Origin of the sequence: Janthinobacterium sp. AD80 (genome assembly GCF_002878455.1) — a bacterium.
Lineage (GTDB): Bacteria > Pseudomonadota > Gammaproteobacteria > Burkholderiales > Burkholderiaceae_D > Janthinobacterium.
Window position 1 is genome coordinate 26,377 of the sequence record NZ_NRDQ01000044.1, and the last position, 12,254, is coordinate 38,630.

At 51.7% G+C, this 12,254-nt stretch carries 13 protein-coding genes; 12 read left to right on the forward strand and 1 reads right to left on the reverse strand.

Annotated features, from left to right (window positions below; genetic code table 11):
- The first annotated feature begins 1 nt into the window (after nucleotide 1).
- The 12 genes from JaAD80_RS10860 (at nucleotide 2) to JaAD80_RS10900 (ending at nucleotide 11,684) form a co-directional block, all read left to right on the forward strand.
- On the forward strand, nucleotides 2-337 hold the full coding sequence (locus JaAD80_RS10860; RefSeq protein ID WP_102294180.1) for a hypothetical protein: 336 nt from the start codon (nucleotides 2-4) through the stop codon (nucleotides 335-337).
- 195 nt (nucleotides 338-532) lie between these two features.
- A complete protein-coding gene (locus JaAD80_RS31975) occupies nucleotides 533-619 on the forward strand; it encodes a tail virion protein G7P-2 (RefSeq protein ID WP_219891698.1) in 87 nt (28 codons plus the stop codon).
- Between the two features lie 301 nt (nucleotides 620-920).
- The gene (locus JaAD80_RS30290; RefSeq protein ID WP_146012350.1) at nucleotides 921-1,136 is read left to right on the forward strand and encodes a major coat protein; all 216 of its coding nucleotides are present in this window, start codon (nucleotides 921-923) and stop codon (nucleotides 1,134-1,136) included.
- A 68-nt stretch (nucleotides 1,137-1,204) separates the two neighbouring features.
- Complete coding sequence (locus JaAD80_RS30295) at nucleotides 1,205-2,746, forward strand: hypothetical protein (protein WP_146012351.1); 1,542 nt, start codon at nucleotides 1,205-1,207, stop codon at nucleotides 2,744-2,746.
- Between the two features lie 2 nt (nucleotides 2,747-2,748).
- Nucleotides 2,749-3,180 carry a hypothetical protein gene (locus tag JaAD80_RS30300; RefSeq protein ID WP_146012352.1) on the forward strand — a complete coding sequence of 144 codons (432 nt, stop codon included), beginning with the start codon at nucleotides 2,749-2,751 and terminating at the stop codon, nucleotides 3,178-3,180.
- Between the two features lie 9 nt (nucleotides 3,181-3,189).
- A complete protein-coding gene (locus JaAD80_RS10870; RefSeq protein ID WP_102294182.1) occupies nucleotides 3,190-3,492 on the forward strand; it encodes a hypothetical protein in 303 nt (100 codons plus the stop codon).
- A gap of 1 nt (nucleotide 3,493) precedes the next feature.
- On the forward strand, nucleotides 3,494-4,648 hold the full coding sequence (locus tag JaAD80_RS10875) for a zonular occludens toxin domain-containing protein (RefSeq protein WP_102294183.1): 1,155 nt from the start codon (nucleotides 3,494-3,496) through the stop codon (nucleotides 4,646-4,648).
- Entirely contained in the window at nucleotides 4,645-5,937 is a 1,293-nt protein-coding gene (locus JaAD80_RS10880; protein ID WP_102294184.1) for a type II secretion system protein GspD, read from the forward strand. Before JaAD80_RS10875 ends, JaAD80_RS10880 begins: the two co-directional genes overlap by 4 nt.
- Before the next feature lie 627 nt (nucleotides 5,938-6,564).
- The gene (locus JaAD80_RS10885) at nucleotides 6,565-8,451 is read left to right on the forward strand and encodes an ATP-dependent endonuclease (RefSeq protein WP_102294185.1); all 1,887 of its coding nucleotides are present in this window, start codon (nucleotides 6,565-6,567) and stop codon (nucleotides 8,449-8,451) included.
- Nucleotides 8,452-8,453: 2 nt separating this feature from the next.
- Entirely contained in the window at nucleotides 8,454-10,286 is a 1,833-nt protein-coding gene (locus JaAD80_RS10890; protein ID WP_102294186.1) for an ATP-dependent helicase, read from the forward strand.
- A 390-nt stretch (nucleotides 10,287-10,676) separates the two neighbouring features.
- Nucleotides 10,677-11,084 (forward strand): hypothetical protein, encoded by a 408-nt coding sequence (locus JaAD80_RS10895; RefSeq protein WP_102294187.1) that lies wholly within the window; start codon nucleotides 10,677-10,679, stop codon nucleotides 11,082-11,084.
- Nucleotides 11,085-11,348: 264 nt separating this feature from the next.
- Nucleotides 11,349-11,684: an FKBP-type peptidyl-prolyl cis-trans isomerase gene (locus JaAD80_RS10900; protein WP_102294264.1), complete on the forward strand. Its 336-nt coding sequence runs from the start codon at nucleotides 11,349-11,351 to the stop codon at nucleotides 11,682-11,684.
- Between the two features lie 44 nt (nucleotides 11,685-11,728).
- On the opposite strand, the gene JaAD80_RS10905 is transcribed toward JaAD80_RS10900, so the two are convergent.
- The gene (locus JaAD80_RS10905) at nucleotides 11,729-12,184 is read right to left on the reverse strand and encodes a DUF2726 domain-containing protein (RefSeq protein ID WP_146012353.1); all 456 of its coding nucleotides are present in this window, start codon (nucleotides 12,182-12,184) and stop codon (nucleotides 11,729-11,731) included.
- Nucleotides 12,185-12,254 lie beyond the last annotated feature (70 nt).

Genomic DNA, 12,254 nt, shown 5'->3' on the forward strand with positions numbered 1-12,254 from the left:
CATGAAATTTAGCTCAACACTCAAAGTAACTGGCATGAAGTTCAGCAAGGGCACCATGGAGAACGGCCAGTCTTACGACAGCACCAAAGTGTATGTCGAAACGGCGCTGGACAACAGCAAGGACTCTGCCATGGGAACTGCTTGCGCAGAGTATGGCCTGGGCAAAGCAGACGAATATCAGAAATACAAGCACCTCGCCGATGCGTTTCCTTTCATGGCTTTGGCCGAAATGGAAATCGTCACGAACGGCAAGCTCCAAAAAACTGTAATTCACTCGCTGCGCCCGGTTGAGGCAGCCAAGGCTGCTACGCCGGGTGCCAAGCATGTTGCCGCATGAGGCGGGGGTTAAGTTTGTAGTCCAGGACAAGGAATCAGGATGCTTTTTGCTTCCTATCCAGGGGGACGTTGGATTTACGCGATGGCTTCATGAAGCCGGTCAATTTGATGGTTATGACGAAGCTTGCGATACCGCCTCTGTGAACTGTCACGAAGGATATTTTGTGTCGCAGGTTTTATGCACGGAGGTGTGCAAATGGATTCAGTAACGCCAGAAATACTGATCAGCATCTCTGTCGTGGTTCTCTTCGCTCTTGGTTGGATTGCGGGAGGCCAACGATGAGTTATCTGCTCAAGTCGCTCGGGCCGATCCTATTCCTAACCGGACTATTTGTCGCCGCCGTCTATCTTGTTAAGTACGTCATTCATCGCATTGTGGACCACAAATGAGTATCTATCAGGTTGTCGGCTACTGCCTCACCGCGTTTGGTTTGGGATACGCAGGTGGTGCGATTCGACGTATCGCGCGTCAGGCTATCGAGTCGCTTGATTGAAAACATGACTGGTCACGGTAAAGTTTCCGCAGCACTCCTCGGCGTCGCCAAACCGGGGTTTTAATAACGGCATTTTTTAGAAAGTTACACATGAAAGCAATCGTTCAAAAAGCTACGGCAGCCGCTTCCGCAATGGCCGCTACTGGCGCTGCCTTCGCCGCTGGCGACCCAGGCGTTGATGCCATCACCGCGCTGTCCACTCAAGCGCAGACCTACATCACCGCTGCGTTTGCCGTCGCCGTGTTGGTTGCTGGCGGTTTCTGGGGCATCAAGATGATGAAGAAGGCTTTTAGCAAAGCCGGTTAATCCACCGTCCCGATTTCACCCTCGGCCAGCGTTTAACGACTCTGGCCGTTTTTTATGGGCTTCTTCTTATGGTATCTATCAAGAAAATTGTCGCTGTAGCTTTTGTTTCTGCTGCGTTGTTAATCGTGCCTATGCGGTCACAAGCTATTGTTCCCGTCATCGCTGCTTGGCTGCTTGAGCTGACTGGCGGCTCTATTCTTATTGGTGATTTGATCGCGGGCCAGACTGGCATCATAAGTGCGATTCTGTGGTGGGACTGCAATAAATTTGCCTTCAGTGCCCCATGCACTAGTAAGACTCCAATTGCTTCTACCCACCAACCGAAGCCTGCTATTACAGTCAGCCTGAAACCTGATACGAAGCGAGAGAATCCCGATCCGAAAAAATTTAACGATCCAGCTGCAGGAAGTGGGAAGCGTGATGTGACGCCAAAACCTATCATTGCTGCTTCTGGTGAAGGGCCTCCACCTACCGGACAGAGCGTACCAGGCGTTCCTACTGGCTTTTATGAAGTCGGTGTGCTTATTCAATCACCACGCGACAATGGCGTTGGTGTAGCAGGTGGAGATGCCAATGTACGGCGCGCCCAATACAACGCCTCCTATGCTGCAGGATTGGTGACTGGCATAGAAGTTGTACCTCAAAAATTCCCAGCCTTGCCGAAGGCAATCCCGTTTGTGGCTCTGCAAACTACCTGTGTGCCTAAGGAGAATGAGCAATATGCGGAATGCATGTTGCCTATTTCCGCAACGGAGCAGTATCTGAAGAAATTTAATGGCCAAAAGTACATTAGTACGATGAGTATTACTCCTTGCTACAGTAATGCTGAGTGTCACATCAGCGTCGCCTACTTATACGATTTGGCTACAGATGTGACCTTGGCCTGTGATTCTGGTTATGTTGCTGCTGGCAAGGATGCTGGAGGAAATTATCAGTGTTCTTTGACTGACGCCAGCAAGGTTAAAAAACCCACTGATACTACGTGTGAAGTACTGTTTGACGCTGGTACGGAGTTGTTCATGACGGATAAGGCAAACCCTGCCTGTGACGGTATCACAGACGCGGCAAAACTCACCTTGTCGTCCGCCGACGGCTCCAAGACGGTCGAGGTTGGAGTGAACGCTGGTAATGGTTTCGACATTGGCATTACTAAACAAGACGGCAGCAAAACCGGCTTAGATACCGGCGTTTATGACCCTGGTGCTGGGGGGTATCCCATTGTTCATGTCAACATCACGCCGCCACCGAATTCTGATAATGGATTGGGCTGTGGCGGTCCCGGGCAAGGACTCTGCAGTGTTCAAGAGGATGGTGATAATCCGACTTGGATCAAGTCGAACGACACCAGCTCGGCCAACAGGGCGGCCGATACAGGTATGAAAGGTAAGATGGATTCCATCAATTCAAATCAGTTCGACTGGTCATTCATTCCTCCGATTCCCACCGCATCCTGCAAGAATCCATCTCTTAAAAGCCCTATCGGAAACGTTACGGTGAACATGGATATCTGTAAATGGTTCGCTCGTCTTAGCTTTTTTATCAATGCAGTTCTGGGCGTTCTTTGCGTCTATGGCTGCGTTAATCAGATTCAATCTGCTATTCGAGACTGACGATGAAACGATTCCCTTCTTGTCCGCTGGTCATGGGGATGGCGTGCGCCATTCTTTCAGTAACGGCAGCTGCGCAGACCACAAGCACGGCATGCGGTGGTTCTTCGCAACCGCGCTGTCAAATTGTCGCCCCCGTTGATCAGGCTACCACTGATTTAACGAGGTACTACACGGATAGCATCAGCAGTAAAAATACCTCCTCGCAGTCGCTGATTGATGTCGTTTGGAGCCGCTTCAATTGGTCGTTCATACCGAAAATTCCGACCACCGCTTGCGTCAATCCCATGATCGACAGCCCTAATAATTCCGGGGCAGTGATGATGGATGTCTGCTCGCCACTTGCTACCTTCCAGACGTTCATTAATGGCGTCCTGGCTTTCTTCTGTTTGCTGGGCTGTGTCCAGCAAATTCGGGCCGCACTGGCCGTCAACTAGGAGTACATTATGTGGGCAACTCTCATTGGTTATCTTGGCTTCGAGAACACCGCCAAAGTCGGCATGCGCGTTTGGGCTGTCACCACGCTCACAGCTATGGTCGCTGCGTTGTGGGCCGCGGGCCAGGTCTGCGCAAACGTTGTTTGTGGACCCGTCATTCAGACCATCAGCCAGTCGCATCCAAACTTTGCTGTGGGCCTGTCCCTGGCGTTTAACCCGGTGACATACACACTCGCCAGTGTGTATTGCAGCGTGTGGGCCGCTTGCGCCCTGTACACGTATAAGAAGACCATCTTAGATAAGCTGGTCTGATATGGCCGTCTACGCTATTACCGGTAAGCTCGGGTCCGGCAAGGGTAAGGGCGCGATGAAGCTCCTACGTGACTATCTGCGCTCGGGTAAGCGGGTGGCCACAAATTGCGATGTATTCCTTGAGCACATGATGCCAGGTCAGTCCTGTGCCACTGTTATAAGGATGCCCGACAAGCCGGACGTGGCCGATCTGTACGCTATTGGTTCTGGCAACCGTTTCATTGAGTTTGAGCCTATTGTCAAATCGTGTGACAAAGTCTTCGAGTACGTTCCACCGTCACCCAAGCTGCTGGTTGGTTTCGATGAGTCGCACAACGGTGCCTTATTTCTTGATGAGTGCGCGTCCTGGTTGAATACTCGTGACTTTCAGGAAAAGGGCCGCAAGTCTATTCTGGAATGGTGTATTCACGCCCGCAAGTACGGTTGGGATGTCTACTTCATTTGCCAGAATATTGACCAGATCGACAAGCAATTGCGTCAGTCGTTATTTGAGTACGTCGTGCGTATGAGTCGCCTTGATCGTATGAAAATCCCTTTCGTTTCGGCCGGTGTCCAACTACTCACAGCCGGTTATAGCAATGGGTCTATGCCGCGCTTGCACATTGGTGTTGTGCGTCTGGGGAGTTCCCCTGACGGCATCGTCGCTGACCGTTGGCACTTCCGCGGCGACGACCTCAATAACGTCTACAACACCACGCAGGTGTTCAGTGATAGCTACCCGCATGGCATTCATTCTGTGCTGTCGAGCTGGCACTTGCAGGCCAGCGTCGGGATGCGCGAGGGGTTTGTTGGTCCCGTTCGTATCCCCCACGACTACGATCTACTATCACCCCGCCCATCACCACCGAAGCCACCACACAAACATATGACCAAGTTCCTTGCATTTTCCCTACTGTTGGGCCTTGCGCTCGGTGCGTCAGGTTCGCACTACGTCGGTCCACTATTTTTTGCTCCTATAAAGGCCGTGCCTGATGCTTCGCAACCGGTCAAATACTCCGAAACCGTGACCGGCAAGGGATATTTCTCGAACGCTGGCTCAGTCAGCGTCGTCCTCTCCGATGGTCGCTTGGTATCGCCACTTAGGTTCAAGAGCGGCCCCGCCGGCTGGGAAGCTGAGATTTCTGAGGGCCTGTGGGTGAAGGGCGGAGCACAATGAAAATACTTGTCGCTATTTTGGTATTAGTCCCGGCTTTCGCCTTTGGTAAAGCAGAGCCGGTTTCTTTGAGTTTCAATGCTGTGTCGATTGTCCAGTTCGGGCAGGCCATGTTCAAAGGCATGATGAAGCGAGATTTCGTTGTAGCTCCGGACGTGGTGAGTCTTGATCGGAGGATTACCATAGACGTGAAGTCGATCAGCAGCGATGATCTTCCGCGCTTTGTGGAGGATTTGCTTGCTCGCGAAGGCATTCAGACGACGGTACGGGATGGTGTGTACTATTTGACGCTTAACCGGCTGGGAGCTTTGACTGCTCAGTCTGATGTCGCTGGTCAGGCATCATCAGTAGTACCTCCAATCGGCTCTGTTCCGAGCACCAATAGTCAGCAAATCGTGCCTGCAGATAGTGATGGCCATGCACTATTAGAAGGCGCTGGCTTTCAAGGTCGTAAGGATGACGATGAGACTGAACTGTTCACACCGAAGCATCGGACCAGCGAATTTGTGGCCACCGTGGTCGCCGCTGGCTTCGGTCCCAAAGCGGCAACTGTTGCTGGCGAACTGGTTGTGCTGACGGGCTCTAAGGCTGCTATTTCCAAGATGCTTTCGCTATGCCGCAGTCTCGACACGCATGCAAAGATGGTCGACGTCTCAGCGTCTTGGATTGAGGTCACTAACAGTAGTGGCACTGGGCGTGGTATTTCATTGGCGGCTTCTTTCCTCGGTGCCAAGCTTGGAGCCTCGCTCGGCACAATCACTTCGGGTTCTGCCATTAGCCTGAAGAACACCCGCTTTGAATTGGTCATTGATGCGTTGAACAGCGACGCTCGTTTCAAGCAGGTTACAAACAGTCGTCTTATCGGATACGACCGGACGAAGCTTAAGTTGACAGTGGGTGACAAGACGGCCACCGTTTCCAGCAGTGGCAACGACAATGCCGGAAATCGGGTTCAAAATATTGTGTACACGCCTTCTGGAGTCATCATCGACACCTTGCCTCGTGTATTAGGAGGCGGAGAGATTAGCCTGGACGTGGATGCGCAGATCAGCAGTTTCAAGGCCAATACGAACGGGCTTATTGGGTCGCCTACATTGATCCTGCGTCAATTGACGACTACAGTAGGTCTCAAGGATGGTGACGTAATGCTGCTGGGTGGTTTGCAGGATATGCAGTCGTCCGAGTCCAAGTCCGGGCTGGGCTTCCTGCCGGCTTCTTGGTCTACTACATCAGGAAGCAAACAACAGACCGATCTTGTGCTTGTAGTATCTGCTAAAGTACTAGTCGAGTAACTGTAAAGTTTAGCGCGCTAAATTTTCTGATTGTGGCGAGATGTTCGCAGATTCTTTAGCGCGCTAAAGTGAGTCAATCATGAGCTGAGTGTTCTCGATGGGAAGCCTGGGTTGACGCTGGGTGATCCTGAAGCACTGGCTACACCGTAACGTTTAAGTCCATCAGGATGGACGCCGTTGCGGGAGTTGAGCCCCTTTTGATCTTGCAAGTCATGGAATCTTGACCTGCCAATACTTTAGCGCGCTAAAGTAATTTCGCGTCGCCGGTAAGATATCAATCTGCTTAGAGGGCCTCTCGAAGCATCGCTTCGTGCTTTTCTTCTTATTTTCCATTGCGCTTGCGCCGCTCTAAAGGGGTTACCTCCGTACTATTCGTCAGTACTGGAGATGATTCGTGCTTTACCCTATTTTTCCAGAAAAATGAAAGGTGACATATTTGCACCACTTTTTTTCGTCCACTGTGATAAAACAAGGTGACGGCCTCTAGTATCGTGGTGACGAATGGAGTGCTTACCCTCATACTAATCGTCAGTGTTGAAGCTGATTCGTGCTTCTACCCTTTTACCATCGGAGGGGGAAGCCGACCGCGACCCTAATGTGACTGCACTAAACGGAAGAAAGACTACCATGTCGATTTATGCAACGAGCAGTGGAATAGCTGTCACAGATGTCCGAGTGAGCAATTTCCGATCATTAGCGAATATCGAAGTTGTTTTGGGTGACCTTACCGTATTGATTGGCGCCAACAATGCTGGGAAGACCAGTTTTTTGGATGCGATGTTCGCGGCCATTGGTGCTGGTCGCAAAAATTTAGGCGCGAACGATATTCGTGTCGAGCCAGGGGAATCGTTTGCACCTAAGGATAGGACAGTGGTCGTGGACGTGCGGGTATTCCCAATCGGGCCTGACGGTAAGTGTGCGCTGGCGTTTCCGCCGGGCAGCTTTTGGACCACGTTATGGGGAAGCTCGTTCATTATAGACATGGACGAAAAAATGGACCTGATTGAATTCATTGCATTCAGAACGACTTTGGCCTGGAGCGACGCTAAGGGGGACTATGTGGTTGAGCGCAAGCCACTTAAGGAGTGGCGATCGTTTGATACATGGCGTGAAACCCCGTTGAACGAAAAAACTATCACTGCTGCCCAGCTAGAGCCCATCGCGCTACATTACATAGACGCTAAACGTGATCTTGACGACGACCTGCGCAAGGCCGGATCATTTTGGCGGAGGATGACGGACGATCTGGGGCTGGAGCATGCTGACATTGAAGAGATCGAGGCGACCTTGTCTCAAATAAATCAACAAATCGTGGAGAAGAGTGAGGTTCTTAAGCACCTCAAGACAGGGCTTTCTGACCTACAAAACGTCGTTTCTGCCGATAGCGCGGGAATCGACATCGCCCCCGTTGCCCGTCAGTTGCGTGATTTATCCAAAGGTATTGATGTTTCATTTTCCACATGTGGAGCGCAATCATTTCCTCTTTCGCGGCATGGCATGGGAACCCGTAGCCTGGCATCGTTATTGGTCTTCCGTGCGTTTGCCTCTTGGCGTGACAAAAAAGTTAAGGAGAGTGGCGATATGGTCCACTCGGTATTGGCGCTAGAGGAGCCAGAATCACATCTACATCCTCAAGCGCAACGGTCGCTGTTTGGGCACATCAAGGCCATCACAGGCCAGCGTGTTGTTAGCACTCATTCGCCTTATTTTGCAGGCCAGGCGGCTTTGAGCGATTTGAGGTTGTTCATTAAGCAAGGTGGCGATACGACAGTAGCTAGCTTGGACTTAAAACAGCTCACTAATCCGGATCATCTTCGACAGCTACAAGAAACCGTCATCGAGTCGCGTGGAGATCTCTTGTTTGCTACGGCTGTGATCCTCTTTGAAGGACAGACGGAAGAACAAGCTCTACCAATTTGGGCGAAGGCGTACTGGGGGGCGAGCATTCATGAGCTTGGATTCAGTTTCGTGCGTGTCAACGGTGACAATTACTTTCCATTTATTTGGCTTGCCAAGAGTATGGGTATTCCCTGGTTCATCATGGCGGACGGAGAGCCGATTCCGGTCACCCGGCTGGAAGCTGCGTTGAAAAAAGCCGGCTGTGAGACAGCAGCGAAATGCTCGAATGTTGAAATTGTCCCAAATGGTGAGAATTTTGAAAGTCACCTTATAGCGAACGGTTACATGCAGGAAATTGAGGTGGCACTGAACGTGATGTCTGGTAAGGAAAATTTCCTAGATCAATATATTGAAATCCATCATGGCAAAGCGCAGTCCAAGGGCAATGGAGGAGGATTTAAGGACTATAAGAGTGCTGGCGGGCGAGAGCGTGCGACCAAGGATGCGATGGATGGTGCAAAGACAAAACTGTCGAAGCCGTTAGCAACTACAATTTCAAGCTTGAAAGATCCTGCGAGGCAGTTTCCTCCTAACATCCGTGCATTATTTGAAGTGATTGCGGCCAAACAGGGTATCGCAAAGCTTGAGGCGCCACTTGCGCCGGAGGACATCTAACTATGAACACTTCGACCATCCGACTTTCGTCACAGCAAACAGGCGTAGTCAATCATATTGATGGGCCTTTGTTGGTCGTGGCTGGCCCTGGGTCAGGAAAAACACGTGTGCTTACAGAACGAGTAAGGTACTTGTTAACAAATGTGCCTGGGCATTTTCGGGTCTTGGCGCTAACGTTCACCAACAAGGCGGCGGATGAGATGCGCGAACGATTAACGGACCTAGGCGAAGCTCGCAACCGCTCGTTCATTGGTACTTTGCATGGCTTTTGCCTAGACATGCTCTCCGAGCGCGGTAAATTCGTCGGAGTAGATGATACGCCCAACATTTTCGAACAGTTCAAGGATCGCAGGGATATTTTGCTGAAAGCCATATCTGACGATCCAGTGTTAGAGCAGGAGATAGGTAATACTGAGGGGGCAAAAGAGCGTGCACGCAGGGTCGATGAATGGTTGCAAATGATATCGAAGATCAAAGGACAACCGATTACCTATGCGGTAATCGAGGATCCGTTAGCGCGAAGGGTAGTGGAGGGATATGACGCTGGCATGCGTGCTTGTAATGCTTACGACTTCGATGATCTTCTTTTGCTCACCTATCGCTTACTTGCGGAAAATCCGAAGTTGGCTGATTTTTACCAACGTCTGTATAAGTTCATTTGCATTGACGAGGCCCAAGATTTGAACGAGGCTCAGTATGCAGTCGTGCGTGCTTTGTGTGGCGAAACCTTTAACAATGTAATGCTTGTTGGAGATCCTAAGCAATCCATCTACGGCTTCAATACGTCCAGTCCCAAATACATGGAGCAGTTCGAGATCGAATTCAAAGCCACTCGTGTCGAGCTGCGTGAGAACTTCCGCTCGTCCCAAGCGGTTGTCGCCAAGGCTCGTTCGTTGGATTCTAATTATTACGTTGAGGGCCAAGTCCCAGTCGTTGGCGAATGCGTTGTCATGGTCGGTTCCGACGCTGACGACGAAGCGAAGATCATTGTGGACAAAATCCAGCAGCTTTGTGTGAGCGGGCATCCTGATGTTGAAGGCATGATTTCGCCCTCAAGCTGTGCTGTCTTAGCAAGGACGCGGTTTGCATTATTAGCAGTAGAAAAAGAGCTGCGTGCGCGTGGTGTGCCGCTGTACAAACGCTTAACTGCTAATCATGAGAACGAATCGAATATGGTGGAGGATTTCCAACTAATTTTGCGTCTCGTGGCGAATCCGAGGGATATGCTTCACTTCGCGGCGCTGGCTAAGCGATGGTCAGTAGTGCCGCCTGCTATCGCATCTGATGCACTGCTTGCTGTGGAATCGATGGCAAAGGAGGCGACTGCTCCCGAAGCAAGGTCAGCTTTCGATGCGGCGCGAGCCATGGTTAATACTTCGGCAAAGTTCGACTTGATGCCGTCGCTTGCCATCCTTATTTCCCGAGCTGATCTTTTAGACGAAGAAGAACGTCGGGCCGTCTACGAGGACGTAGCCGTTTTTCGTCAAGAATGGGATCAATATTTAAGATCTGGAAGCTCCGGACGTTCGCTCACGAACTTCATGAGTAGTAAAGCGCTGGGTTCGACGCAAAAGGCAAGTCGCGACGGCGTTGGGCTTTTGACTGTTCACTCGGCCAAAGGATTGGAGTTCGATGTGGTCTTCATAGCCGGAATGTCCGAAGGAACTTTCCCTGATTTTCGTGCTCGGCCAGGTCCAACTATGGAAGAGGAGCGGCGTAGCGCATTCGTCGCCGTAACACGTTCCAGGCGGTTGCTCTACCTTACGTATCCCAGAATGAAGCTTATGCCATGGGGGGATATGAAGGCGCAGTCACCATCTAGATTTTTGAGCTAATTTCGCTTTCGAATAAATTGGTTCAAGCGCCCAATGATTTTTTTGGGGGGAGTACTTGGTGCTTTTACCCCTGATTTCACTGGGCCGCTTGGCCGCTATCGCTACCCATTTTCGCACCCTCGATATTGTTCCCTGGTCGAATTTGATGCAACAATCATAGTGGCTCTGCTAGACTGCTTTGATGTCACCGTACCCTAAAAGGGCGATTTGAGGCCCGCTAGGGCTGGAGCGAAGCGGAACCCTTTTCGTGTCACGGCGGCATGTAGGAGCGTTTTGGCCGGTCGTCCCGGCCAGCGACGATGCCGGCCGGCTAATCGACTTTGCACACAAAGTACAAGCCTCTCTTCTAAGGAATATAATTCCATATGGCAACTAAATAGGGATGCTCGTATGGACGACCGTAGTATTTTGAAGGCGCAGGAGCCACTTCTTGTGGCCTTGGAGAAGGTGAGTAGCCGTCTTTCTGCTATCGCTTTGTTAGGATTGGCAGAAGAATTCTACGAAAAGGAAACTAGGATTGAGCTTTATCGTAAGTATCAGGAATTGCGAAATACTTGCTTGCAGAAATACGAAGAAATGGCTGCCTTTGGTCTTCAGAGCGATGGGATGAGTCAAGAGGACGCTGACAGCGCATATAGCAAAGCGAACGAGGCTGAGCGCCGTGCGGAATTTACTAGGCTTAAAGATATCAAAGTTGTTGCGGATAACGAGCTCAGGGAGTTTGAGAAGGAGCATCGTATTCTTGTACGCCTACTCGAAACGAAGGGTGAGCTAAGCAAGGGGAAGTATGATAAATGATGATGTCCACTTATTGTCCAGTTTATTGGTGTCTATTGACGTTCGATGACGACTTGCTGCAAGCTAACTAATTGATTTTATTAGTGGTGACGGCTATTGAGGGGTTTCCAGACGCACTCATAATCCGTTGGTGCCGTGTTCGACTCACGGGAGGCCCACCAGAATTTGCAGCAATCGATCGAAGCCCCGGTGGGCCACTGCCGGGGCTTTTTTTATGCTGTCGTACAATCGCGGCATTGCGATTTGTTGAAGGATGAAAACGACATGACGGCTGAGCTGAAGATTGAAGATAAGGTGGTGGGCGATGGCAAGGCGGCAGCGCGGGGCGCGTTGATCACGGCGCATTACCGTGGCTGGCTGGAAGATGGCACGGAGTTTGACTCGTCGCACAAGCGTGGTGAGCCTTTTCGCTGCGTACTGAGCAATAACAAGGTGATCCAGGGCTGGATCTTGGGCTTGCAAGGCATGCAGGTGGGCGGCACGCGCAAGCTGTGGGTGCCGGCGGTGCTGGCGTATGGCGAGCGGCAGGTGGGCTTGATTCCGCCGCATGCCAATCTGATCTTTGAAATTGACTTGCTGGAAGTGCTGACGCGCGATTGATGGTGTGGTGTGGCATCAGACGGGCAGGGCACCGGTTTGTTGCTTCAGCAGTTGCCCGATAGTGGCGCGCAGCGCCGGTTGCGTGGGGAGGGGGCGTAGCGCAAGGCGGCGTACGCTGCCAGCTTGAGCATGGCGTCGCGTTCCCTGTGCTGGCGTTCGCGTCCGGCGTGGCTATTATCGTCGAGTTCGATGACGGCGATGACGTGCAGTTGCTGGCTGCACAGGACGAAAGCGGCCACCTTGCGGTCGAAACGGTTGCTGTCTACCCAGCCTTCGCTGTCACCGGCGGAAAACGCCACTTGTGCCAGCACCGTGCATTCCGGCAAAGCTGCCGGCAGCAGGAGGTGCATCCGCTGCTCGCGCGCCGTCATGATGGCGCTGCTGTGCTGCTGCAGCGGTGCACGGGACTTGCGGTCCGCTGCGTGGCCAGCATGGCAAGCAACAGGAGCAATGCCCCGATCCGTAACAGGAAAGTGCAGGTCGGCATGGATACGCTTCAAGGTGCGCAGTCTTGATGGTACGCGAGAAGCCGGGCGCTTTTGCACTGCTTCCCGCGCATGTCACTTCGCA